Source organism: Xanthomonas sp. F14 (assembly GCF_014199865.1).
Map to the genome: position 1 here is coordinate 597,292 of NZ_JACHOM010000001.1, position 25,523 is coordinate 622,814.

A 25,523-nucleotide genomic window follows, 5' to 3' on the forward strand; every position below is an offset into this window, starting at 1 on the left:
ACGGCTGACAGAAAGCCGCAGAGGTCGATATCTGGATCAGCGCTGCAGTTCCTGACCCAACACGTCTCTGCGACCAGGCAAATAAAAAACGCATCCGTTCAAACGGATGCGTTTTCTGGTGCGGCGACACCCAGGCGATCGCGCAGTGCGCGACCAAGCGCATCAACGGCCGCGCTGCTTTTTCTTGTCGCGGGCCAGATTGCGACCGAACTGCTTGGGTGCCGACTTGGCCAGCTGCTCGTCCTGCGAGGGGAAGTAATCGCCTTCCCAGCGAACGACCTGCTCGTTCTCGAAGAACACGGTGAAGTTCTTGATCTCGGTGCGCGCCAGACGGTCCACGCGCTGGGTGGAGGTGTAGTCCCAGCGCTGCGAATGGAATGGATCGGGGATCGAGGGGGTACCCAGCAACGCGCTGACCTGCTGCTTGCTCTGGCCTACCTGCAGTTGCTCCACGGCATTCTGTTTGATCAGATTGCCCTGGTAGATCGGCTGCTTGTAGATGATGCCGCAGCCAGCGGTGGAAAGAGCAACGGCGGCGACCAGCAGGAGATTACGCATCGGGGATTAAGTGCTGAGGAAATCACGCCGATGATACACTCCCGCCGGTCGCCGCGACCCGTTTGATGGCAGCTGGCGCTAAATCGCCAATGAACGGAGAACATATGGAAACCCACGACCTGCGCAAAGTCGGGCTCAAGGTGACCCATCCGCGGATGCGGATCCTGGAGTTGCTCGAGCAGAAGAGCAACCAGCACCACCTCAGCGCAGAAGACATCTATCGGCAGCTGCTCGATCATGGCGACGAAATCGGTCTGGCAACGGTGTATCGGGTGCTGACCCAGTTCGAGGCCGCCGGTCTGGTGCTGAAGCACAATTTCGAAGGCGGCCAGGCGGTCTATGAGCTGGATCGTGGCGGCCATCACGACCATATGGTCGACGTGGATACAGGTCACGTGATCGAGTTCGAGAGCGAAGAGATCGAGGCCTTGCAGCGCCAGATCGCCGCCCAGCATGGCTACGAGCTGGAAGAGCACTCGCTGGTGCTGTACGTGCGCAAGAAGCGTCCGCGCTGACAACAATCTGGTGGCATCGCGGTAACGACAAGGCGGCTTCGGCCGCCTTGTGCGTTTGCCGCCATCGGCTGCCTGGGCAACCCCGATGGCGGCCGAGACAGCGCCCGGCGGCTCAGGCGCTCTGCAGCAGCTTGCGTGCCGCCGCGCGGGCTTCCTTGCTGACTTCCACCCCGCCCAGCATGCGCGCCAGTTCTTCCTGGCGCGCCTGCGGGCCGAGCAGTTCGACCGCGCTCTGGGTCATGCCGTCCACCGGCGCCTTGCTGACCCGATAGTGCGCGTGGCCCTTGGCGGCCACCTGTGGCAAGTGGGTCACGCACAGCACCTGGCGCTCTTCGCCCAGGGCGCGCAGCTTTTGCCCGACGATGTCGGCCACCGCGCCGCCGATGCCGGAATCCACTTCGTCGAAGACCATGGTCGGCACGCTGTCCAGCCCGAGCGCAGCGACCTCGATCGCCAGCGAAATCCGTGACAGCTCGCCGCCGGAGGCGACCTTGCGCAATGCGCGCGGTGGCTGCCCGGCGTTGGCGGCGACCAGGAATTCCACCCGCTCGGCGCCGTTGGGGTCAGGGCGCAGGGTGTCCTGCGGCTGCAGCTGGATAAGGAACTGCCCGCCGCCCATGCCCAGCTCGCCGATCAGCGTGGTGGTGGCGGCCGACAAGGCCTCGGCAGCGGTGGTGCGGCTGGCGCTGAGGCTGCTGGCCGCGCTGCGCCAGACGCCGATCGCCGCCTCGATATGCTTGTCCAGCTGCTGCAGGCGCTCGTCGGCGCCGCGCAGGCTCTCCACTTCCAGGCTCATGCGGTCGCGCTGGGCGGCCAGTTCGTCCGGGGTGACGCGGTGCTTGCGGGCCAGATCGTGCAGGCGGCCGAGCCGGCGCTCCATCGCCTCGAACTGGGCCGGGTCGGCCTCCAGGTCGTCGCGTACGCGGTCGAGCAGGGCCAGCGCCTCCTCGATCTGGATGACCGCGCTGTCCAGCAGTGCATCGACCTCGCCCAGGCGTGGCTCGTGCTCGGCCACGCGCGCCAGGTCATGGCGGCTGTCCTGCAGCAGGCCCAGCGCGGAGGCGCCGTCGTCGCCGTTGAGCTGCAGGGCCACGCTGTCGCAGGCGCCGATCAATGCGGTGGCGTGCGCCTGGCGGCGGTGATTGACGTCCAGCGCGGCGATCGCGGCCGGGTCCAGGTCCTCGCGTTCCAGTTCGCCGAGCTGGTGTTCCAGAAAGCCGATGCGGTCGGAGACATCGCCCTGCGCGGACAGCGCATCGCGTTCGTCCAGCAGGGCCTGCCAGCGCTGGCTGGCCTGGCGCACCTGCTCGCGCTGCGCGCCGTTGCGGGCGTAGGCGTCGAGCAGGGCGAGCTGGCTGTGGCGGGCCATCAGGGCCTGGTGTTCGTGCTGGCCGTGGATCTCCACCAGCCGCGAGGCCAGCTCCGCCAGTTGCGAAGAGGTCACCGGGCGGCCGTTGATCCAGGCACGCGAGCCGCCATCGGCACGGATGATCCGGCGCAGCTGGCATTGCGCGTCGTCGTCGAGTTCGTTGTCCGACAGCCAGGTCAGGCCCGGGTGCTGGGCCGGCAGCTGGAATTCGGCCGACAGTTCGGCGCGGTCGGCACCGTGGCGGACCACGCCGCTGTCGGCGCGCAGCCCGGACAGGAAGCCTAGCGCGTCCACCATCAGCGACTTGCCGGCGCCGGTTTCGCCGGAAACCACGGTCATGCCTGGCCCGAATTCCAGTTCGGTGGCGCGGACGACGGCGAAATCCTTGATGGAGAGGTGTCTGAGCATGGGATCGAGTGTGAACGCTTTGGGGAAGCTTAGGGTGGGAGCGGCGGGCAGGGAATAAGACGCTTGCCAACCGCAGGGCCAGACATTATCTATGCCCAGTCTCACCGGATGATCCCATGCGCGCGTCACAGTCCCCAACGCTCGATCCCCGCGCACGCCAATTGCTGCGGACGCTGATTGCCCGCTACATCCGCGATGGCGAGCCGGTCGGCTCCAAGACGCTGGCCCAGCACGCCGGGCTGGACGTCAGCCCAGCCACCATCCGCAACATCCTGGCCGACCTGGAGGATGTGGGGCTGCTCAGCTCTCCGCATACCTCGGCCGGGCGGGTGCCCACCGCGCACGGTTACCGGGTGTTCGTCGACAGCCTGGTGCAGATGCAGCCGCCCGGCGAGGAAGAAGTGCGCCGCCTGCGCGCGGAGCTTGCCAGCGGCAACGGCACCCAGTCGCTGCTGGGCAGCGCCTCGCAGATGCTGTCGGCGATGAGCCATTTCGTCGGCGTGGTCAGTGCGCCGCGGCGCGAGCAGTTTGCGTTCCGGCATATCGACTTCGTGGCGCTGGACGCGCGCCGGGTGCTGGCGATCCTGGTGTTTGCCGACAACGAGGTGCAGAACCGGGTGATCGAGCCGCGCCGGGCCTACGAACCGGCCGAGCTGGAGCGGGTGGCCAATTACCTCAATGCGCAATTTGCCGGGCGCGCGCTGTCGGACATCCGCGCCTCGCTGCTGCGCGAGCTGCGCATGGCCAAGAACGAGATGGAGCAGCTGCTGGCGCACAGCGTGGATCTGGCCAGCGAGGCGCTGGTGCCGGCCGACGCCGACGACATGGTGATGGCCGGGCAGACCCGCCTGATGGGCGTGCAGGACCTGTCGGACCTGGACCGGCTGCGCGAGCTGTTCGAGGCCTTCGCCAGCAAGCGCGAGATCCTGCAGCTGCTCGAACGCACCATCCAGGCGCCGGGCGTGCGCATCTTCATCGGCGAAGAGACCGGCATGCTGTCGCTGGACGATGTCTCGCTGGTCACCGCGCCGTATGCCGCCAATGGCCAGGTGCTGGGCGTGCTGGGCGTGATCGGGCCCAAACGCATGGCCTACGACCGGGTGATTCCGCTGGTGCAGACCGCCGCCCAGGTGCTGGGCGCGGCCATGGAACCGCCCGGCACGCGATAAGCGGCAGCGATCGATACGATCGTTTTGCTTGAAACGCGCGCGCGCGCCCACATACGGGGTGACGTTGGGGCGGGCGTTCCGCTTGCCCGGGAACTGCACATGAACCAAGACCACCCCGAATTCGACTCCGAAGACCTGTCCCAGAACCCACCCGAGACCGATCCGCTCAAGGCCGAGATCGAGTCGCTGCGCAGCGAGATCGCGCTGGTCAAGGCCGATGCCCTGCGCGAGCGGGCCGATCTGGAAAATCAGCGCAAGCGCATCGCCCGCGACGTCGAGAACGCACGCAAGTTCGCCAACGAGAAGCTGCTGGGCGAGCTGCTGCCGGTGTTCGACAGCCTGGACGCCGGCCTGACCGCGGCCGGCACCGAACCCAGCCCGCTGCGCGATGGCCTGGACATGACCTACAAGCAGTTGCTCAAGGTTGCGGCCGACAACGGCCTGACCCTGCTCGACCCGGTCGGCCAGCCGTTCAACCCGGACCAGCACCAGGCGATCAGCCAGGGCGAGGCCGAGGGCATCGCCCCGGGCCACGTGGTGCAGGTGTTCCAGAAAGGCTATCTGCTCAACGAGCGTCTGCTGCGCCCGGCCCTGGTGGTCGTGGCCAAGCACGACTGAGCCGCAGCGCCCGGCTGAACTGCCGGGCGCCTGCGCGAAACGCAGATTCGTGCAGGTGGCTTGAACACCTGCGCACCACCCCCACATCTCAGCCAGACCCGGCGTCGCCGGACACAGCTACAGAATCATCAGGAGCGTATCCATGGGCAAGATCATTGGTATTGACCTCGGCACCACGAACTCGTGCGTGTCGATCATGGACGGCGGCAAGGCCCGCGTCATCGAAAATTCCGAGGGCGACCGCACCACGCCTTCGATCGTCGCCTACACCAAGGACGGCGAAGTGCTGGTCGGCGCCTCGGCCAAGCGCCAGGCGGTGACCAACCCGAAGAACACCTTCTACGCGGTGAAGCGCCTGATCGGCCGCAAGTTCACCGACGCCGAAGTGCAGAAGGACATCTCGCACGTGCCGTACGGCATCCTTGCCCACGACAACGGCGATGCCTGGGTGCAGACCAGCGATGGCAAGCGCATGGCGCCGCAGGAAATCTCTGCGCGCGTGCTGGAAAAGATGAAGAAGACCGCCGAGGACTTCCTGGGCGAGAAGGTCACCGAGGCGGTGATCACGGTGCCGGCGTACTTCAACGACAGCCAGCGTCAGGCCACCAAGGACGCCGGCCGCATCGCCGGTCTGGACGTCAAGCGCATCATCAACGAGCCGACCGCGGCCGCCCTGGCCTATGGCCTGGACAAGAACGGCGGGGACCGCAAGATCGCCGTGTACGACCTGGGCGGCGGCACCTTCGACGTGTCGATCATCGAAATTGCTGAAGTCGATGGCGAGAAGCAGTTCGAAGTGCTGGCCACCAACGGTGACACCTTCCTGGGCGGCGAAGACTTCGACAACCGTGTCATCGAGTACCTGGTCGACGAATTCAACAAGGATCAGGGCATCGATCTGCGCAAGGATCCGTTGGCACTGCAGCGCCTGAAGGACGCCGCAGAGCGCGCCAAGATCGAGCTGTCGACCAGCCAGCAGACCGAAGTGAACCTGCCGTACGTCACCGCCGATGCCTCGGGCCCGAAGCACCTCAACATCAAGCTGACCCGTGCCAAGCTCGAAGCGCTGGTGGAAGACCTGGTCAAGAAGTCGATCGAGCCGTGCCGCACCGCGTTGAACGATGCCGGCCTGCGCGCCAGCGACATCAACGAAGTGATCCTGGTCGGCGGTCAGACCCGCATGCCGAAGGTGCAGCAGGCGGTTGCCGATTTCTTCGGCAAGGAACCGCGCAAGGACGTCAACCCGGACGAAGCCGTGGCCGTGGGCGCTGCGATCCAGGGCGGCGTGCTGGCCGGCGACGTCAAGGACGTGCTGCTGCTGGACGTGACCCCGCTGTCGCTGGGTATCGAAACCATGGGCGGCGTGTTCACCAAGATCATCGAAAAGAACACCACCATCCCGACCAAGGCCTCGCAGACCTTCTCCACCGCCGAGGACAACCAGTCGGCCGTGACCGTGCACGTGCTGCAGGGTGAGCGCGAGCAGGCCCGCTTCAACAAGTCGCTGGCCAAGTTCGACCTGTCCGGCATCGAGCCGGCGCCGCGCGGCATGCCGCAGGTGGAAGTGTCCTTCGACATCGACGCCAACGGCATCCTGCACGTGTCGGCCAAGGACAAGAAGACCAACAAGGAACAGAAGGTCGAGATCAAGGCCGGTTCGGGTCTGTCGGACGAAGAGATCCAGCGCATGGTCGCCGACGCGGAAGCCAACCGCGAGGAAGACAAGAAGTTCCAGGAACTGGTGCAGGCCCGTAACCAGGCCGATGGCCTGATCCACGCCACCCGCACCGCGATCACCGAGCATGGCAGCAAGGTCGGTGGCGATGTGATCGGCAAGGTGGAAGCGGCGCTGTCGGATCTGGAAACCGCCATGAAGAGCGACGACAAGGCGCAGATCGAGGCCCGCAGCAAGACCCTGGAAGAAGCCGGCCAGTCGCTGTACGCCGCCGCCGCCGCGGCAGAGCAGGGCGGCAACGCCGATGCGGCCAGCGGCAACGCGCAGGCCTCCAAGGCCGCCGACGACGTGGTGGACGCCGAGTTCACCGAGGTCAAGGACGACAAGAAGTAAGCCGTGATTTGGGAGTCGGGAGTGGGGATTGGCAGCCGCTAAAGGTGCCGATCCCCATCCCGATATCCTTTACGCGTCGCGTCGCCAAGGCGGACCAGCGCATGCTGTCCGCTTTTGCGTTTCAACGAATCTCAAATCACGAATCCCCAATACCGGCTTATGAGCAAACGCGATTACTACGAAGTGCTGGGCGTTGCCCGTGGCGCCAGCGACGAGGAGCTGAAGAAGGCGTATCGGCGCTGTGCGATGAAGCACCACCCGGACCGCAATCCAGGCGACGCTGCTGCCGAGGCGATGTTCAAGGAGTGCAAGGAAGCCTATGAAGTGTTGTCGGACGGCAACAAGCGTCGTGCCTACGATGCGCATGGCCACGCTGCGTTCGAGCACGGCATGGGCGGTGGTGGTGGGCCGGGTGGCCCGGACATGGGAGATATCTTTGGCGATATCTTCGGAAATATTTTCGGCGGTGGCGCCGCCGGTCCGCGCGCTGCGCGACGTGGCGCCGACGTCGGTTACGTGTTGGAACTGGATCTGGAAGAAGCCGTCGCCGGCATCGAGCGCCGCATCGAGATCCCGACCCTGATCGAGTGCGAGCCCTGCCACGGCAGCGGTTCGGAAGACGGCAAGGTGGAAGTGTGCGGGACCTGCCACGGACGCGGCCAGGTACGCATCCAGCGCGGCATCTTCGCCATGCAGCAGAGTTGCCCGCATTGCGACGGGCGCGGCACGTTGATCCAGAATCCGTGCAAGACCTGCCACGGCGCCGGTCGCGTGGAAGAAGACAAGGTGCTGTCGATCAAGGTGCCTGCCGGCGTGGATACCGGCGACCGCATCCGGCTGGCAGGCGAGGGCGAGGCCGGTCCGGCTGGCACGCCGCCAGGCGATCTGTATGTGGAGGTGCGCGTGCGCGAGCATGCGATCTTCCAGCGCGACGGCGACGACCTGCATTGCGAAGTGCCGATCCGCATCTCGCAGGCGGCGCTCGGCGACACCGTGCGTGTGGCGACCCTGGGCGGCGAGGCGGAAATCCGCATTCCGGCCGAAACCCAGACCGGCAAGCTGTTCCGGTTGCGCGGCAAGGGCGTGCGCTCGGTGCGTAGCCGTACCGAAGGCGACCTGTATTGCCGCGTGGTGGTCGAAACGCCGGTGAATCTGACCGCCGACCAGCGCGCGTTGCTGCAGCAGTTCGAGGCCACGTTCACCGGTGAGGATGCCCGCAAGCATTCGCCCAAGTCGGCCACGTTCATCGATGGCGTCAAGGGCTTCTGGGATCGGATGACGTCCTGAGGCCGGGAGTCGGGAATCGGGATTGGGGAATCGTAAGGGCGGTGTGGCCCGGCCTGCCGGGGTAGTGCGCCAGTGTGGCGATTCTGGATTCGTGGGAGCGGATGCCCGCTTCCGAATGCCCGGAGAGTTGCACGGCTGAGCGAAGTTCTCCCTACGAATGCCGGCCTCAGGGGCCGGCATTTGCGTTTTTGCGGCGGGAGCCCGCAGAGGTAAGAGCAATAGCGACTGCTGCCGGCGCACAGACCGGCCTGGTGGCGGCGCGTGCAGCGGCGAGCGGACGGTGGGCGCATCGATCGACGCCGGGCGCGCGGTGGCGCTGGCGTAAAATGCGGCGATGAACAATGCCCCCGACAGTCACCTCGTCCACGGTCGCCGCCAGCGCCCGGATGGTCCTTCGCCGATCGATGTGATCTCGGTGCAATCGCAACTGGTCTACGGCCATGCCGGCAACAGCGCGGCGGTGCCGCCGTTGCGTGCGCTGGGCCTGCGGGTGGCGGAAGTGCCCACCACGCTGCTGAGCAACGCGCCGTTCTACGCCACCTTGCGCGGCCGCATCCTGCCGGCCGACTGGTTGGCTGACCTGTTGCTGGGTGCCACCGAGCGCGGCCTGCCGCAGCGTGCGCGCATGCTGGTCTCCGGCTACTTCGGCAGCCTGGCCAATGGCGAAGCATTCGCCGACTGGCTCGAGCAGACCTTGCCGCAGGCGCCGCAGCTGCGGTATTGCCTGGACCCGGTGATCGGTGACACGCACACCGGCCCGTATGTCGAGCCTGGACTGGAGCGCGTCTTCGCCGAGCGGCTGTTGCCGCATGCCTGGCTGGTGACACCGAATGCGTTCGAGCTCGGGCGCCTGACCGGTTTGCCGAGTCTGCAGCAGGACGATGCCATCGTCGCCGCGCGCGCATTGCTGGCGCGCGGCCCGCAATGGGTGCTTGCGCACAGCGTGGCCGGTGCGACCGGCGAACTGGTGACGTTGGCGGTCAGCAACGCGGCAGTGTATCGATGGGCCACGCCGCATCTGCCGGTGGATGTGGCCGGCACCGGCGATGTGCTGATGGCCTTGCTGATCGGTTTGCTGCTGCGCGAGGTGCCGTTCGAGCAGGCGGTGGGGCACGCGCTCAGCGGCGTGCACAGCGCGCTGGAAGCGACCCTGGCTGCAGGCTTCGAAGAGTTCGATGTGCTGGCCGCCGCGCCGGCCGCACTCGCGGCCGCACCGCGCTTTGCCGTCGAGCGGTTGGCATGATGGCGCAGCCGGTGGTCGGCATCGTCGGCATCGCCGGCGCTTACGGACGCTGGCTGGCGCAGTTCCTGCGCACGCGCATGCGGCTGGAGGTGATCGGCTTCGATCCGGCAGCTGACGGCGACATCGACGAAGCCACATTGGCGCAGCGAGCGGACGTGCTGATTTTCTCTGCACCGATCCGCCACACCGCCGGCTTGATCGAGCGCTATGTGGCGCTTGCCGGCCCGCGTGCCGCGTCGCAGTTGTGGATGGATGTCACCTCGATCAAGCAGGCACCGGTGGCCGCGATGCTGGCCTCGCCGGCCGAGGTCGTCGGTCTGCATCCGATGACCGCACCGCCCAAATCGCCCACTTTGAAAGGGCGGGTGATGGTGGTCTGCCAGGCACGCCTGCAGCACTGGTCCACGTGGGTACAGGCGCTGTGCACCGCGTTGCAGGCCGAGTGCGTGTACGCCACGCCCGAGCACCACGACCGCGTGATGGCGCTGGTACAGGCAATGGTGCACGCCACCCATCTGGCGCAGGCCGGCACCTTGCGCGACTACGCGCCGCTGCTCGGCGAGCTGCGCGCGCTGATGCCGTATCGCTCGGCCTCGTTCGAGCTGGATACCGCGGTGATCGCACGCATCCTCTCGCTCAATCCGGCAATCTACGAAGACATCCAGTTCGGCAACCCCTATGTCGGCGAGATGCTCGATCGGCTGTTGCTGCAACTGCAGGAGCTGCGCGCCCTGGTCGCGCAGGGCGACGATGCGGCGCGCGCGCAGTTTCGCGCCCGGTTCCTGGACGACAACGCGCAGGCGCTGCAGGGCGAATCGCTCGCGGCCGGCAACTACACCTATGAGCGCGTGGGCTACCTGCTGGCCGACCTCACCGAACCGCTGACCTTGAGCGTGTATCTGCCGGAAGACCAGCCCGGGTCGTTGCGTGCGTTGCTGCATGTGTTCGAGCAGCATGGGGTGAACCTGTCGTCGATCCATTCCTCGCGCACGCCGGTGGGCGAGCTGCATTTCCGCATCGGGTTCGAGCCGGGCAGCGATCGCGCCGCGCTGGCGCAGGCGGCCAGCGAAATCGACCGCAGCGGCATCGGACGGGTGCTGGAGCGTTCCGACCGCAACGGGTAGCAGCAGTGCGGGGCGACCGTGGGCTTGCCCGCTGTCGATGGCCGCATCAGGGTGCAGATGTCAGGCACCGATCATGTGCTTGCCGAGTGACACCGCATGCGATGCCGCCAAGGGCGAGGGTGATTGTCGTTGGGCGCAATGCCGGATAAGGCAGACCGGTTTCATCCACACAGGGTGTGGATGAAACCTGCACAAGCATGTGGATAACTGCGCGCAGCCTTTGCGCTGCAACAACTACAGACAGGTTGGTCAAAAAATGACCAGTGCTATTTCAGGGCGTCGACAGGCGCAGCTCGCCACCAGCGGTGATGAAGCGCTGGCCCTGCCGTTGCAGGCGGCGGCCATCGGGCAGTTCGTAGCGTGGCGCCGTATGCGCTTGCATGCGGCCTTGCTGCCCGTTGCGGGATTCGAGCTCGTCGCGGAATTCGATGATGACGTAGGACTCGCCATCTGCACCGATTGCGGGAAATTGCCGGAAAGACATACGCACCTCCGAAGGATTTCAGGGTCGCAGTGCGAGCCGCCAGGGACCGCACGCCCGGCGCCGGGCCGGTGCAGGCGAGCATGCGCAGGCAGGTGTTACCCGGGCGTCATTGCGCACTGCGGCACCGTTTGGCGAGCCGGCCAGAAGCCTGCTCAACGGCTCAGCTGCAACGCGTCCCGGTCGGCCGTTGCCGCTGCCAGCTCGGCACGCGCCGAGGCAATGCGCGCCTGCGCATCGATCAGGCGCACGCGGGCATCGTTGGCGGTTTCTTCGCGCTGATTGACCAGGAAGAAATCGCCCGACCCCAGTTCGAAGCGTCGGCGCTCGGCCACGGCCAGGCGGTCGGCCAGGCTGCGTTCTTCGTCGGCGATCTTGGCCAGCCGCTCGGCAGCGGTGAGCGAAATGACGATCGACTCGACCTCCACCGTGATCTGGTCGCGCAGGTAGCGGCTGCGCTGATCCAGCGCCTCGATCTCGGCGCGTGCTTCGGCGACCTTGCCCTTGGCGGTGCGGTTTTCCAGCGGCACGCTGAAGCGGAAGCCGATGATCGCATCGGTCGGCGAGCGGTTCGGGCCACCCACACCCGGCGCCCCCAGGTCCTTGCTGACCTCGAAGCTGACATCCAGGCGTGGTTTGAGATCGTTCTGCGCCAGCATCAGCCGCGCGGTGGCCTGGTCGATCCGGGTCAGCACCGCACGGTAATCGGGGCGCTCCACCGGCGCGGTGATCCTGCTGGCACCGGCCAGACCTTCCAGCGCCGATGTATCGGCCGGCAGGCGCTCGGTGGAGACGATCAACGGCATGCCGGCATCGTCGCGCAGGTACAGCGACAAGGCATTGGCGGCGTTGGCGAAGTCCTGCTCCGAGCGCACCACCAGGGCACGCCGGCGGACCAGGTTCTGGTCGTTCTCGGTCAGCAGGATGGTGGGCCGCGCGCCCAGCGTCACCTGCCGGGAAATCGCATTGCGGCGCTGCTCGGCCAGCTGCAGCAGGTCGTTGTACGCGCGCAGCTTCAGGCCGGCCGCGACCCAGCTCTGGTAGGCATCCACCGCGCGGCGTTGCACACCGATGGCGACCATTTGCGCTTCGTACTGGGCGACATCGATATCGCCACCGGCAACGCTGCGGCGGGTGCGGCGTTCGTCGACCACGCGGTCGCGCAGCAACGCATACAGCGCGCCGACTTTCACTTCGCCGCCGCGGTCGGTGTAGGATTTGTCTTCGTAGACCGGGAACGCGCCGCGCGAGGAGCGGTAACCGCCGTAGTAGTAGCCGCCGTTGTCATCGAAGGGACGCTTGACGGTGCTTTCGATCGTGCTGCCGTCGTAGTAGCCGGCCTCGCGCGAACGGCCGTCGAGATCGAACACGGTATCGAACGCACCATCGGCCGAGATGCCCTTGCCCTCGGCCTGGCGGACCTTGGCCAGCGCTTCGACGATCTGCGGGGAAGCGCGTGCAGAGGAGCGCAGCACTTCGTCCAGCGTCAGCGGGGTGGTCTGGGCGGCGACCACGCCCGGTACGAGCGCGATCAGCAAGGCGACAAGACGGCGGATCATTTCTTGCCGGTCTCGTCGTCTTCGGCCTTGGGCGCCGCCTTGGCCTTGCCCTCATCCTGCGTCGTCGTCGCTGCCGGACGGCGGCCAAACTCCAGCGGGAAATTGTTGAGCTGGCGCCACAGTTCGTAGCCCACCTTCACCGTTTCGCCCTGCACCCAGCCGCGCACCTTGCCGCCCTGGCGGGCGAATTCCTGCGCCGGCCAGGCCGGCTTGCCCGGCTGCGGTTCGACCAGGATGCGGAACAGGCCGTCGGGCGCGGCATTGGGGTCGATGGCGCGCACGCGGCCATCGAACATGCCGTGCGCCACCGACGGCCAGCCGCTGAACTGGATCGCCGGCCAGCCTTCGAACTCCAGCCGCACCGGGCGGCCGGGGCGGATCAGCGGCACGTCGCGGCCGTCGATATACAGCTCGACCGCGCGCTCCACCCGCTCCGGCGCGATCACCGCCAGCACCGTGCCGGGCGAGACCATCGCACTGCCGCTGGCGGCGTTGAGCTGCTGCACGCGGCCATCGCGCGGTGCGCGCACCAACTGCGCCGACTGGCGGTTCAACTGGATGTCGATGCGGGTCAGCTTGGCGCGCGATTCGGCCAGCTTGGCATCGGCCTCGGCGACCTTGATCTGGGTCAGCTCGAAGTCGCGGCGGCCGGCCAGCCCCTCGGCGAGCAATTGCCTGCTGCGTGCCACATCGATGCTGGCAACCGCGCGCGATTGCTGGATCGCGGTGATTTCCGCCTGCACCTGGGCCCGCTCGCTGGCCAGGCGGGCGAGCAGATCCGGGTCCAGGTCGCCGACACGCGCGATCGGATCGCCGCGCGAGACATGCTGGCCGTCGTGCACATACCAGCGCTCGACCCGGCCGGGCACGAAGGCGGTGACCTGCTGCTGGCGGTCGCCCGGATCCAGCGCCACCACCTGGCCCTTGCCGCTGGCGGTCTGCACCCACGGCGCCAGCGCCAGGATCGCGCTGGCAATGACAATGCCGATCAGCAGCATCCAGGCCAGCGCCTTGGCAATGCTCGGTGGGCGCATCGCCGCCAGGGTGGGGAAGTGCGCGTTGCGATCAGTAGCGTGCTGCATCGTTTGCCTCCTGCGTGGAGGCGACCAGTTCGGTGCGGGTGGCAAAGCGCTGCTGTCGCTCGGGCTGCAGGTGGAACCAGCCATCCAGGGTGATGTCTTCCGGCCGCCCGGTGCACAGCAGCACCGTGGTGCCGGCCGCCTTCAGGCGTCGCAGCACGCCGGCCAGGCGGTCGGCGGGAATCAGGTCGTACAGCTGCGACAGCATCAGCACGCGCGGGCGCACCAGCAGCGCATTGGCCAGCTTCAAGGCCATCACTTCACCGATCCACAGCGGGTAGCCGGAGGCGGCCAGCCGCGTGTCCAGGCCCTGCGGCAGCGCGGCGATACGGGTGCGCAAGCCCACCGCATCGATCGCCTCCAGCATCGCTTCGGAGTTCACATCGGCCGACGCCAGCGCCAGATATTCGCGGATGGTGACCTCGACAATGGTCGGCCGGTCGAGCACCGTCACTTCCGAGCGCAGCAGATACATGTCGAAGGTGGCCAGGTCCGCACCGCCCACCATGACCAGCCCGCGATCGGGGACCACGTGGCGCTTGAGGATCATCGCCAGCAGCCGCTCCGCGCCGCCATCGGCGATCGTCACCAACTGCTCGCCGGCAGCCAGCGAAAAATCGAAACGCGCGCCGTCGATCACCACCCCGTCCAGGCGCACCGCGCTGTTGCCGGGCGTCTTGCCGGGTGCCACGACCGCGCGTTCCTGCGGGATGGCGAACAGCAGCGACAGTTCCTCGGAGCTGGCCACCAGGTCGTAGAACGCGTCCAGGTACGCACCGAGTTGCGAGATGCCGTAAAAGACCGCGCTGAGGATCAGCTCGGCTGCCACCAGCTGGCCGATCGACAGCTCGCCCCGCAGGATCAGGTTGCCGCCCAGCGCCAGCAGCGCCGCGCTGGCGATCGCGTAGACCAGCAGGAACGCCACCGTCTGGGTGAAGCTGTAACGGAAGTGGCGCCGATGCCGGTCGACATAGGCGGCGGTGACGGACTCGGAGCGGTCCATCGCGAAGTTGAGGTGGCGGCTGGATTTATAGAAGCCGTTGGAGCCGCCGACACTTTCCAGCCAGCGCGCGGCCTCGTGCTTGGCATGGCTCAGGTCGACCGCGGTGCGGATCGACCCGCGCGACCAGATCATCCAGATGCCGAAGATGACCAGCAGCAGCAAGGCATTGAAGCCCAGGAAGAACGGGTGGTAGAAGCTGGTGAGTATCAGCCCGACCGCCGATTGCAGCACGATGGTGAAGGCGCCGATGGCCAGGCTCGGCACCGCTTTCTGCACCACCACCAGATCGAAGTAGCGGTTGAACATGTCGCCGCGGTTCTGGTCGGCGAAGAACGGATTCTGCGCATGCACCGCGCGCACGGTGATTTCCGACACCACGCGTGCGAACAGCCGGCGCTCGAACAGCGCCATGATCCACACCCGCATCGCGCTCAGGCCGGCGACCAGCAGCAACAGGCCCAGCAACAGGCTCGACAGGGTCCACAGCGGCGCCGCCAGCGCGGTATTGGCCACGCTGTTGATCAGCAACTGCACCGAGATCGGCGTGGCCAGCGACAGCAGGCTGATCGCGACTCCGTACACCATGGCCAGGCGCACATAGGGCATGTCCGGCCCGACGATTTCCGCCAGCCAGGCTCCCGCTTCCCGCCATCCGATCTGCTTGCCCGCCATTCGATTTCCGTTGATGAGTTCAATGAAGCATTGACGAGTTGCAGCTGGCGAACAAGGCCGCAGCACTTATTCGAGGCATAGGATTTTCCTATGCGGCCACCGCACGCAGAAGATCGGCGATCAGGCCGAAGGCCGGCGCGCGTCCTGCGCCCTGCCGCCACAACAGCCCGATCTCCCTATAGTAGCGTCCGCCTTTGATCGGCCGGACCACGACATCGTCGCCCTCGCGGATTTCCTGGCGCACATACAGGTCTGGCAGCAGTGCAAGACCCATGCCCATCCCGGCCATCTGGCGGATCGCATCCAGGCTGGTGCCTTCGTAATCGCGCAGCACATTGGCGCCGACGTCCATGGCGATCGCCGCCACCTGTTCGGCCAGGCGGTACTCGGGCATCAAGGTGAGCAGGTTGGCGCCGCGCAGATCGGCCGGCGTGATGCAGGTCTTGGCCCGCAAGGGATGATCGGCGGCCATGGTCACGTGCAGCGGTTCGCGGAACAGCCGCTCGCTGTGCAGGCCGCGCCCGGCCACCGGCAATTGCGCCAGGATCAGGTCGTGCACGCCGCTGGCCAGGCCGCTGGCGAGCGCGGTCGGCAGGCCTTCGCGCACGTGTACGCGCAGTGCCGGATGTTCGCGGTGCAGGCGCGCCACCAGGCTCGGCATCAGGTAGGCGCCCAGCGTGGGCGACACGCCCAGCCGGATGGTGCCGATCAAGGTGTCGGCCGAGGTGGCGCGGACCTCTTCCAGATCGGCGACGTCCAGCAGGATGCTGCGCGCGCGCTCGAGCAGGTCGCGCCCCAACGGCGTCAGGATGGCCGGCACGCCACGTTCGAACAGCGCGGCGCCGACGATGGTTTCCAGCGCACGGATCTGCTGCGACAGCGAGGGTTGCGACACGCCCATCTGCTCGGCGGCGCGGGTGAAGCTGCCGGTGTCGGCGAGCGCGACGAAATAACTGAGTTGGCGAATGGTGGTTCTGGGGCGGGGCATGCGTGACGTCGTCAGGTGGGGGCGCGTGGGGGCGCAGGATCGGCCCGGGCTGCTGCCGCAGACACGCTGGCATGACAGCACACGCCGGTGTCACCCAGGCGTCATTGATCGATGAACTGCAGCCGCGCCAGCTCCGCGTACAGGCCGCCTTCGGCGATCAACTGCGCGTGCGTGCCCTGCGCGACGATGCGGCCGGCATCCATCACCACGATGCGGTCGGCCTTGAGCACGGTGGCCAGGCGATGGGCGATGACCAGCGTGGTGCGGCCTTCCATCAGCCGGTCCAGCGCCTGCTGCACGGCGCGTTCGCTCTGCGCATCCAGCGCGCTGGTGGCCTCGTCCAGCAGCAGGATCGGCGCGTCCTTGAGCAAGGCGCGCGCGATCGCCACCCGTTGCTGCTGGCCGCCGGACAGGCGCGTGCCGCGCTCGCCGAGTTCGCTGGCGTAGCCCTGCGGCAGCGCGCGGATGAAACTGTCGGCCTCGGCGGCCGCGGCGGCGGCTTGCACCTCCGCATCGCTGGCATCCAGGCGCCCATAGCGGATGTTGTCGGCGGCGCTGGCGGCAAACAGCGTGGGTTGCTGCGGCACCAGGGCGATGCGTTCGCGCAGCAGTACCGGGTCGGTATCGCGCAGGTCCACCTCGTCGATACGCAGCCTGCCGCTGACCGGGTCGTGGAAGCGCAGCAACATCGCCAGCACCGTGCTCTTGCCGGCGCCGGAGGGCCCGACCAGCGCCACGGTTTCGCCCGGATGGACATGCAGGTCGAAGCCATCCAGCGCCGGGGCATCGGGGCGCTGCGGATAATGGAACACCACCTGATCGAAATGGATCGCGCCGCGCAGCGGCTGCGGCAAGGGTTGCGGCGTGGCCGGCGCGACGATCGCCGGCTGCTCGTCGAGCAGTTCGCCGACCCGGCCCATGCCGCCGGCCGCGCGCTGCAACTCGTTCCAGACCTCGGCCAAGGCACCGACCGAGCCGCCGCCGATCAGCGCGTACAACACGAACTGTCCCAGCGTGCCGGGGGTCATGCGTCCGGCGATGACATCGTGCGCGCCCAGCCACAGCACACCGACGATGGCGCCGAAGATCAGCATGATCGCCACCGCCGTCACGGTGGCCTGGGTGCGGATGCGCAGCCGTGCGGTATCGATCGCGGCGAACAGGGCCTGGCTGAACCGCTGGCTCTCGTAGCGCTCGCGCGCATGCGCCTGCACGGTGCGCACCGCGCCCAGCGTTTCGGCTGCCAGCGTGTTGGCATCGGCGACGCGGTCCTGGCTGGCGCGCGAGATCTTCTGCAGGCGGCGTGCGCCCAGCACGATCGGCAGCACCGCCAGCGGAATGCCGATCAGGGTGAAGCCGGCCAGCCGCGGGCTGGTCACGAACAACATCACCATGCTGCCGATGACCGTCACCGAGCTGCGCAACGCCACCGACATGGTGGTGCCGATCACCCCGCGCAGCAGCTCGCTGTCGGCCGACAGGCGCGACACCAGCTCGCCACTGCGGCTGCGATCATGGAAGCCGGCGTCCAGCCCGATCAGATGCGCATACAGGCGGCCGCGCAGGTCGGCCACCACTTTTTCGCCCAGCAACGCGACGAAATAGAAGCGCGCGGCCGTTGCCACTGCCAGTACCGCCGCCACCGCTAACAACAGCGCGAAGGCGTGGTTGATCTGCGAGCCGCCGGAGAAACCATGGTCGATCATCTGCTTGACCGCCGCCGGCAGGCTCAATGTGGCGGCCGAGGAAATGGCCAGTGCGATCAGCCAGGCGGCGAACAGGCCACGCTGGCGCTGCACGAACGGCCACAAGGTGCGCAGGCTGCCAAGCTTCCGCAACGGGTTGGGCCTGGCGGCGGCTGGCTGGTTCATGCGGCTTCCGGTGATGAGAGATGGACACGGTTGCGAGTGGCGTCGCACAGGCGCGTTTTCAAGCCGGCCAGCTGATCGGCCGGCAGTTGCACGCGTAGTGCCGCGCCCTGCGCGTCGAAGTGCTCGTCCAGCTTGTCGGCGTGGAAGGCGCTCAAGGCAGCATGCACCAGGCCCAGGTCGTCGAACCGGCATTGCAGGTCGAGCAGCGACAACGCAATCAATGGCTGTCGCGCCGCCAGTCGCAGGCATTCGGCCGCAGCGCCGCCGTAGGCACGCACCAGCCCACCGGCACCGAGCTTGATGCCGCCATACCAGCGTGTGACCACCACCACCACGCGGTCGTAGCCCTGGCCATCGATGGCCGCGAGAATTGGCCGCCCGGCGGTGCCGCTGGGCTCGCCATCGTCGCTGGAACGGTAGTCCTGCCCGAATCGGTAGGCCCAGCAGTTGTGGGTGGCGTCGGCAACGGACACGCGCTGCACGATCTCCAGCGCCTGCGCGGGAGAGTCCAGTGCCGCAGCATTGGCCAGAAAGCGACTGTGCTTGATGTCCAGGCTGTGGTGCGCGTCAGCGGCGAGGGTATCGAGCATCGTCGCCATTCTATGCGAGCCGGTCGCGCCGGACGCCGCAGCCATCGTGACTGCCGTTGCAAGCTTGCAGATCGGCAGGGGGGAGGGGGCAGCGCGTTGCGACCGGACGGATGCGCAATGAGCGCGCGCGCTCCCGGGCGGTTGCGCCAGGGCGCTGTCGTTACTCTGTCGACCTGGCGAGCAACGTGACGCGGTGCGTGACACGGCAGCGCCGCCGGGTGCGGCATCGCGCCGGAGCGATGCCCGCATAAGTGAGACATGGCCCGGTGCGTGGCTACTTCCACGCAGCTGACGTATGACTACAGCGCCGCTGCGCGCTTGCTGTTGCGCATGCCTGACCATGACGCCAGGCATGGCCCGCGATAGGGCAGGGAGCGGGCGTCGCCCCGCATCACACCAGCGTGGAGCGGCGCTTCTCGTCGATCCACTTGGAGGCCTGCGCCGGCGTGTAGTGCTGCATCCACTCCAGCATCTGTTCGATATCGGCGCCGTACCACAGGTCGCTGCGCTGGTCCGGATGCAGGAAGCGCTCTTCCACCATGCGATCGATCATGCCGATCAGCGGTGCGTAGAAGCCTTCGATATCCAGGAACGCACAGGGCTTGTTGCCGATGCCGAGCTGGCGCCAGGTCAGCATCTCGAAGATCTCTTCCATGGTGCCGAAGCCGCCGGGCAGGGCGACGAAGGCATCGGACAGCTCGAACATGCGCATCTTGCGCTCATGCATGGAGCCAACGATTTCCAGCGTGGTCAGCCCACGGTGCGCCACTTCCCAATCGGCCAGCTGCTGCGGAATCACCCCGGTCACCTCGCCACCAGCCGCCAGCACCGCATTGGCCACGGTGCCCATCAGCCCGACATTGCCGCCGCCATACACCAGCCGCAGGCCCTGCTCGGCGATGCGCTGGCCCAGCGCAGTGGCGCGCTCGGCGTAGGCGGGTTTGTTGCCGGCATTGGAGCCGCAGTAGACGCAGATGCTTTTCATGGGATTCGGGAGTTGGGATTGGGGATTGGTAAAAGCGAGGCAGCGCTGCTGGTTGCAGGTGATGCCATCGGCAGGGGGCGCGCTGAATTGTTTGAGTTATTGCCTGGCTTGAAAAACATAACGCCGGGTTTTCACCCGGCGCCATGTCATTGCCGGAGAGGGCCGGGACGGAGAGCCGCAGTTGCGAATCCCCAATCCCGAATCCACCAATCCCGGTCAGTTGGCCTTATGAATCGCGCGCTTGCTCACTGCCATCGCGGCATCGTGGATCGCTTCGGACAGCGTCGGGTGGGCGTGGCAGATGCGCGCCAGGTCGTCGGCCGAGCCGTTGAATTCCATCGTCAGCACGCCTTCGTGGACCAGCTCGGAGACGCCCACACCGACCAGGTGCATACCCAGCACGCGGTCGGTTTCGGCATCGGCGATGACCTTGACGAAGCCGGCCGGCTCGCCCATGGCCACGGCACGGCCGATCGCCGCGAACGGGAAGCTGCCGGCCTTGTAGGTGACGCCTTCGGCCTTCAACTGCTGCTCGGTCTTGCCGACCCAGGCAATCTCCGGCTCGGTGTAGATGACCCACGGAATGGTGTCGAAGTTGACGTGGCCGGGCAGGCCGGCAATCAGCTCGGCGACCGCGATGCCTTCCTCGAAGCCCTTGTGCGCCAGCATCGGGCCGCGCACGCAGTCGCCGATGGCCCACACGCCGTCGACGCCGGTATGGCAATGGCCATCGACCTCGATCTGGCCGCGGTCGGTCACCTTGACGCCGGTGCCGTCAGCCAGCAGGTTCTTGGTGGCGGCCTTGCGGCCCACGGCCACCAGCAGCTTGTCCACGGTCAGGGTCTGCTCGCCGGCGCTGTCGGTGTAGCTGAGCACCACCTGCTTGGCATCGCCGCTGCCGGTGATCTCGGTCTTGCTGACCTTGGCGCCCAGCTTGATGTCCAGGCCCTGCTTCTTGAATTCCTTCAGCGCGGTCTTGGCCACTTCGGCATCGGCCAGCGCCAGGAAATCCGGCAGCGCTTCGAGGATGGTGACCTCGGCGCCCAGGCGCTTCCACACGCTGCCCAGTTCCAGGCCGATCACGCCGGCGCCGATCACGGCCAGGCGCTTGGGCACGGCGGTGAAGTCCAGGCCGCCGACGTTGTCGACGATGGTGTCGCCGTCGAACTTGGCGAACGGCAGCTCGATCGATTCCGAGCCGGCCGCAAGGATCACGTTGGTGCCCTTGAGTTCGATCTCGCCGCCTTCGTGCTGTGCGACCTTGACGATGTTGCCCGGCAGCAGCTGGCCGAAGCCGTAGTAAGGGGTGATCTTGTTCGCCTTGAACAGCATTGCGATGCCGCCGGTGAACTGCTTCACGATCTTGTCCTTGCGGCCGATCATGGTGGGCACGTCCATCTTGGCGTCGTTGAAGCTGATGCCGTGGTCGCCGAACAGGTGGCCCATGTTCCAGAACTGGCGCGAGGAATCCAGCAGCGCCTTGGACGGAATGCAGCCCACGCGCAGGCAGGTACCGCCCAGCGCCGGCTTGCCATCCTTACCGATAGCCGCGTCGATGCAGGCGACCTTCATGCCCAGCTGGGCCGCGCGAATCGCAGCGTGATAACCAGCCGGACCGGCACCGATGACGACGACGTCGAATTGTTCTTGTTCGCTCATTCTTCGCTCACGAGATTGGGAATTGGGGATTGGGGATTCGTAAAAGCGGGATGCTCGGGAAAGGGCGGCTCTCGCCAATCCCCAATCCCGAATCCCCAATCCCGGCTTTCATCACAGACCGAACAACATCCGGCCCGGGTTTTCCAGCTGATTCTTGATGTCGACCAGGAACTGCACCGAGTCCTTGCCGTCGATGATGCGGTGGTCGTAGGACAGCGCCAGATACATCATCGGGGCGATCACGACCTGGCCGTTCTCGGCGATCGGGCGCTCCTTGATCGCGTGCATGCCCAGGATGGCGCTCTGCGGCGGGTTGATGATCGGGGTCGACAGCAGCGAGCCGAAGGTGCCGCCGTTGGTGATGGTGAAGGTGCCACCCTGCAGATCGTCCAGGCCCAGCTTGCCGGCGCGGGCCTTGGCGGCGTAGTCGGCAATGCCCTGTTCGACGTCGGCAAACGACTGGCGCTCGACGTTACGCAGCACCGGCGTGACCAGGCCCTTGTCGGTGGACACGGCGATGGAGATGTCGCTGTAGCCGTGATAGATGATGTCGTCGCCGTCGATCGAGGCGTTGACCAGCGGGAAGCGCTGCAGCGCGTTGGCGGCGGCCTTGACGAAGAAGCTCATGAAACCGAGCTTGATGCCGTGCGCCTTCTGGAACTCGTCCTGCAGTTCCTTGCGTGCGGCCGAGACCTTGGCCAGGTTGACCTCGTTGAAGGTGGTCAGCATCGCGGTGGAGTTCTTGGACTCCATCAGGCGCTTGGCGATGGTCTTGCGCACGCGGGTCATCGGCACGCGCTCTTCCGGACGGGCGCCGGACGCCTTGCCCACGCCGCCGGCCTTGGCGAAGTTGACGATGTCTTCCTTGGTCACCGCGCCACGACGGCCGGTGCCTTCGACCTGGGCCGGATCCACACCCTGGGTGATCGCGGAAAAACGCGCACCCGGCGGCAGCGCATCGGCAGCGGACTTGGATGCAGCCGCAGGCGCAGCGGCAGCAGCCGGGGCCGGCGCGGCGGCCGGGGCAGCAGCGGCAGGCGCCAGTGCCTCGGCCTTCTTCTCGTCGGCCGGTGCGGCCGCAGCCACGGCGCCTTCTTCGATGATCGCCAGGATCTGGTTGCTGGTGACGGTGCTGCCGGCTTCGAACTTGATTTCCTTCAGCACGCCGTCGACCGGCGAAGGAACTTCCAACACGACCTTGTCGGTTTCCAGGTCGACCAGATTCTCGTCGCGCTTGACCGCTTCACCGGCCTTCTTGTGCCAGCTGGCGATGGTGGCGTCGGAAACGGATTCGGGCAGTACCGGAACTTTGACTTCGGTGGCCATTCGGGGAGCGTCCTAGGGTTTTCGTTCTTTGGGGAAGGTGAGTTATTCAGCGACTTGGTCGTTGAACGGATTGAGGAGCGCATCGGCGACCAGCTTCTGCTGTTCGACGATGTGGTCGGCCATATGGCCGGCGGCAGGCGAGGGCGAACGGGCACGGCCGGCGTAATGCAGGCTCTGGCCGCTGGCCAGGCAGAAGTTCAGGTGGTGGCGGATCTGGTACCACGCACCCTGGTTCTGCGGTTCTTCCTGGCACCACACCACGTCGGTGGCGTTGGCATAGGCCTTGAGCTCGGCGGCCAGCTGCGCACGCGGGAACGGATACAGCTGCTCCACGCGCAGGATGGCGACGTCGTCCTGACCACGCTTGGTCTGGTCTTCGAGCAGGTCGTAATAGACCTTGCCCGAGCACAGCACCACGCGCTTGACCTTGCCGGCATCGGCCTTGGCGTCGGGAATCAGATGCTGGAACTCGCCCTCGGCCAGTTCTTCCAGGCTCGACACCGCCAGCTTGTGGCGCAGCAACGACTTGGGCGTCATCACCACCAGCGGCTTGCGGGTGGTCATGCGCATCTGGCGGCGGATCATGTGGAAGCACTGCGCCGGCGTGGTCGGCACGCAGACCAGCATGTTCTCCAGCGCGCACAACTGCAGGAAGCGCTCCAGACGCGCGGAGCTGTGCTCCGGACCCTGGCCTTCGTAGCCGTGCGGCAGGAACAGCGACAGGCCCGCGATGCGGCCCCACTTGGCTTCGCCGGCGGCTATGAACTGGTCGATCACCACCTGCGCGCCATTGGCGAAGTCGCCGAACTGCGCTTCCCAGATGCACAGCGCATTCGGGTCGGTGGTGGAGTAGCCGTATTCGAAGCCCATCACCGCTTCTTCGCTGAGCAGCGAGTCGATGATGGTGGCGTCTTCGGGGTTCTGCACCAGCTGGCGCAGCGGCAGGTGATAGCTGTCGGTCTTCTGGTCATGCAGGATCGCGTGACGGTGGAAGAACGTGCCGCGACCGGCGTCCTGGCCGACCAGGCGCAGCTTGTGGCCTTCGGCCAGCAAGGTGGCATAGGCCAGGTTTTCGGCAAAGCCCCAGTCGCCGGCCTGCTCGCCGGCGGCCATCTTGACGCGGTCGTCGTAGATCTTGCCGACGCGCGCATGCAGCTCGACGCCTTCCGGAATCGTAGTGATCAGCTTGGCCAGACGGTCCAGCTGCTCGCGCTTGACGCGGGTGTCGACCGGATCGGCAGCGGTGCCGACCAGATACTTGGACCAGTCGATGGCGAATTCGTCCGGCTTGCGCGTCGCCAGTTCGGTGGTGTATTCGCCCGAATCGAGCTTGTTGCGGTAACCATCGACCAGCGCCTTGGCCTCGTCGGCGCTCAGCACGCCGTCGCTTTCCAGCTTGGCGGCGTACAGCTCGCGGGTGGTCTTGTGCTTGCGGATGGTCTGGTACATCACCGGCTGGGTCGCTGCCGGTTCGTCGGCCTCGTTATGGCCCCAACGGCGGTAGCAGACCAGGTCGATGACCACGTCCTTCTTGAACTGCTGGCGGAATTCGTAGGCCAGCTTGGACACGAACATCACCGCATCCGGGTCGTCGCCGTTCACGTGGAAGACCGGCGCGCCGATCATCTTGGCCACGTCGGTGCAGTACAGCGTGGAACGGGCGTCGTCGCGGGCGCTGGTGGTGAAGCCGATCTGGTTGTTGACCACGATGTGCACGGTGCCACCGACGGCGAAACCGCGCGCCTGCGACATCTGGAACAGTTCCATCACCACGCCCTGGCCGGCGAATGCGGCATCGCCGTGGATCAGGATCGGCAGCACGGTCTTGCGCTCGGCATCGCCGAAGCGTTCCTGACGCGAACGCACGCTGCCGACCACGACCGGGTCGACGATTTCCAGGTGCGAGGGGTTGAAGGCCAGCGCCAGATGCACCTGCTTGTCGCCACCGACCGCAATGTCGGCCGAGAAGCCCATGTGGTACTTCACGTCGCCGGTGTGGGCGCGGTCGTCGTGGGCGTGCTCGAACTTGCCTTCGAACTCGTCGAACAGCTTGCGCGGGTTCTTGCCCAACGTATTGACCAGCACGTTGAGGCGGCCGCGGTGGGCCATGCCGATCACGATGTCCTTGACCTGATCGTTGCCGGACTGGCGAATGATCTCGTCCATCATCGGAATCAGCGCGTCGCCGCCTTCCAGCGAGAAGCGCTTCTGGCCGACGTACTTGGTGTGCAGGTAGCGCTCCAGGCCTTCGGCGGCGGTGAGCCGCTCCAGCGTGCGCTTGCGGCTGGCCGCGTCGCCGGCGATCTTGCCGCCGGCATCTTCCAGGCGCTTGTAGATCCACTGGCGCTGGTCGAATTCCTGGATGTGCATGAACTCTGCGCCGATGGTGCTGGCGTAGGTCGCCTTCAGGCGGGCCAGCAGGTCCTTCAGCTTCATGCGCGGCTGGCCGCCGACGCCGCCGGTGCTGAACTCGCTGTCCAGATCCGCCTGCGACAGGCTGTGGAACGGCAGGTCCAGATCGGGCGGGTTGACCGGCGGGGTCAGGCCGAGCGGGTCGAGCTGCGCGCCGAGGTGGCCACGCGCACGGTAGGCGGTGATCAGGCGGCCGACGTTGCGCTCGCGCTCGTCACTGGCCGCGGCGCCGGTGCCGGCGTTGGCAGCCTGCTTGGAGGCGGTGAGGATGTGGGCAATGGCCGCCGAGTGCGGCACATCACCGGCATCGTGACCCTTGAAGCCATCGAAATAGCTCTTCCACTTCGGGTCAACACTGTCCGGGGCGACGAGGTACTGCTCGTACAGATCCTCGATATAGGCGGCGTTGCCGCCGGCGAGCTGCGATGACTGTGCGAACTGCTTTAGGAGATTATCCACGATGGTAAGTCGGGTCTGCTGTGGGGATGATTGTGCGGAAGCGGCGGGGCGAGATGCCCTGTCGGTCGGTCTCAAATCTC

20 protein-coding genes are annotated in these 25,523 nt (G+C 66.7%); 7 read left to right on the forward strand and 13 right to left on the reverse strand.

All coding sequences use genetic code 11. From position 1 onward, the window contains the following. Positions 1-162 precede the first annotated feature (162 nt). On the reverse strand, positions 163-558 hold the full coding sequence (locus tag GGR73_RS02630; RefSeq protein WP_039528130.1) for an outer membrane protein assembly factor BamE: 396 nt from the start codon (positions 556-558) through the stop codon (positions 163-165). A gap of 104 nt (positions 559-662) precedes the next feature. Between GGR73_RS02630 and fur the strand changes: the two genes are divergently transcribed. Then, complete coding sequence (gene fur / locus GGR73_RS02635) at positions 663-1,073, forward strand: ferric iron uptake transcriptional regulator (RefSeq protein ID WP_016901564.1); 411 nt, start codon at positions 663-665, stop codon at positions 1,071-1,073. Between the two features lie 112 nt (positions 1,074-1,185). Here the strand turns inward: fur and recN are convergent, their stop codons facing one another. Next, complete coding sequence (gene recN / locus GGR73_RS02640; RefSeq protein ID WP_039528123.1) at positions 1,186-2,850, reverse strand: DNA repair protein RecN; 1,665 nt, start codon at positions 2,848-2,850, stop codon at positions 1,186-1,188. A 116-nt stretch (positions 2,851-2,966) separates the two neighbouring features. Between recN and hrcA the strand changes: the two genes are divergently transcribed. The 6 genes from hrcA to GGR73_RS02670 all read left to right on the forward strand — a co-directional run bounded on the left by hrcA (position 2,967) and on the right by GGR73_RS02670 (position 10,359). Next, positions 2,967-4,019 carry a heat-inducible transcriptional repressor HrcA gene (hrcA, locus tag GGR73_RS02645; protein ID WP_024939315.1) on the forward strand — a complete coding sequence of 351 codons (1,053 nt, stop codon included), beginning with the start codon at positions 2,967-2,969 and terminating at the stop codon, positions 4,017-4,019. A gap of 99 nt (positions 4,020-4,118) precedes the next feature. After that, entirely contained in the window at positions 4,119-4,637 is a 519-nt protein-coding gene (gene grpE, locus GGR73_RS02650; RefSeq protein ID WP_010366360.1) for a nucleotide exchange factor GrpE, read from the forward strand. Positions 4,638-4,779: 142 nt separating this feature from the next. Beyond that, on the forward strand, positions 4,780-6,705 hold the full coding sequence (gene dnaK / locus GGR73_RS02655; RefSeq protein WP_016901561.1) for a molecular chaperone DnaK: 1,926 nt from the start codon (positions 4,780-4,782) through the stop codon (positions 6,703-6,705). Positions 6,706-6,864: 159 nt separating this feature from the next. Further along, complete coding sequence (gene dnaJ, locus GGR73_RS02660; RefSeq protein ID WP_024939317.1) at positions 6,865-7,992, forward strand: molecular chaperone DnaJ; 1,128 nt, start codon at positions 6,865-6,867, stop codon at positions 7,990-7,992. 334 nt (positions 7,993-8,326) lie between these two features. Next, on the forward strand, positions 8,327-9,235 hold the full coding sequence (gene pdxY / locus GGR73_RS02665; RefSeq protein WP_102580990.1) for a pyridoxal kinase: 909 nt from the start codon (positions 8,327-8,329) through the stop codon (positions 9,233-9,235). Continuing rightward, a complete protein-coding gene (locus tag GGR73_RS02670; RefSeq protein ID WP_184455518.1) occupies positions 9,232-10,359 on the forward strand; it encodes a prephenate dehydrogenase in 1,128 nt (375 codons plus the stop codon). Before pdxY ends, GGR73_RS02670 begins: the two co-directional genes overlap by 4 nt. Before the next feature lie 271 nt (positions 10,360-10,630). Here GGR73_RS02670 and GGR73_RS02675 read toward each other — a convergent pair whose 3' ends face one another. From GGR73_RS02675 to GGR73_RS02725, 11 genes are all read right to left on the reverse strand, one after another. After that, complete coding sequence (locus tag GGR73_RS02675) at positions 10,631-10,843, reverse strand: hypothetical protein (RefSeq protein WP_184455520.1); 213 nt, start codon at positions 10,841-10,843, stop codon at positions 10,631-10,633. A 152-nt stretch (positions 10,844-10,995) separates the two neighbouring features. Continuing rightward, positions 10,996-12,399: a TolC family protein gene (locus GGR73_RS02680; protein ID WP_184455522.1), complete on the reverse strand. Its 1,404-nt coding sequence runs from the start codon at positions 12,397-12,399 to the stop codon at positions 10,996-10,998. After that, complete coding sequence (locus tag GGR73_RS02685; RefSeq protein WP_024939322.1) at positions 12,396-13,481, reverse strand: HlyD family secretion protein; 1,086 nt, start codon at positions 13,479-13,481, stop codon at positions 12,396-12,398. The genes GGR73_RS02680 and GGR73_RS02685 overlap by 4 nt, the downstream gene beginning before the upstream one ends. After that, on the reverse strand, positions 13,465-15,153 hold the full coding sequence (locus tag GGR73_RS02690; protein ID WP_104543065.1) for an ATP-binding cassette domain-containing protein: 1,689 nt from the start codon (positions 15,151-15,153) through the stop codon (positions 13,465-13,467). Before GGR73_RS02690 ends, GGR73_RS02685 begins: the two co-directional genes overlap by 17 nt. A gap of 88 nt (positions 15,154-15,241) precedes the next feature. After that, positions 15,242-16,141, reverse strand: coding sequence for a hydrogen peroxide-inducible genes activator (locus GGR73_RS02695; protein WP_024939324.1), 900 nt, complete (start codon positions 16,139-16,141; stop codon positions 15,242-15,244). 101 nt (positions 16,142-16,242) lie between these two features. Beyond that, complete coding sequence (locus tag GGR73_RS02700; protein WP_184455524.1) at positions 16,243-18,012, reverse strand: ABC transporter transmembrane domain-containing protein; 1,770 nt, start codon at positions 18,010-18,012, stop codon at positions 16,243-16,245. Continuing rightward, positions 18,009-18,611, reverse strand: a complete 603-nt coding sequence (locus GGR73_RS02705; protein WP_166771143.1) for an IMPACT family protein — start codon at positions 18,609-18,611, stop codon at positions 18,009-18,011. The genes GGR73_RS02700 and GGR73_RS02705 overlap by 4 nt, the downstream gene beginning before the upstream one ends. A gap of 382 nt (positions 18,612-18,993) precedes the next feature. Beyond that, entirely contained in the window at positions 18,994-19,587 is a 594-nt protein-coding gene (locus tag GGR73_RS02710; protein WP_016901548.1) for an LOG family protein, read from the reverse strand. A gap of 216 nt (positions 19,588-19,803) precedes the next feature. After that, complete coding sequence (lpdA, locus tag GGR73_RS02715) at positions 19,804-21,246, reverse strand: dihydrolipoyl dehydrogenase (protein WP_184455526.1); 1,443 nt, start codon at positions 21,244-21,246, stop codon at positions 19,804-19,806. Positions 21,247-21,357: 111 nt separating this feature from the next. Then, complete coding sequence (sucB, locus tag GGR73_RS02720; protein WP_184455528.1) at positions 21,358-22,572, reverse strand: dihydrolipoyllysine-residue succinyltransferase; 1,215 nt, start codon at positions 22,570-22,572, stop codon at positions 21,358-21,360. Positions 22,573-22,614: 42 nt separating this feature from the next. Next, positions 22,615-25,443 carry a 2-oxoglutarate dehydrogenase E1 component gene (locus GGR73_RS02725; protein WP_049818127.1) on the reverse strand — a complete coding sequence of 943 codons (2,829 nt, stop codon included), beginning with the start codon at positions 25,441-25,443 and terminating at the stop codon, positions 22,615-22,617. Positions 25,444-25,523: the final 80 nt, after the last annotated feature.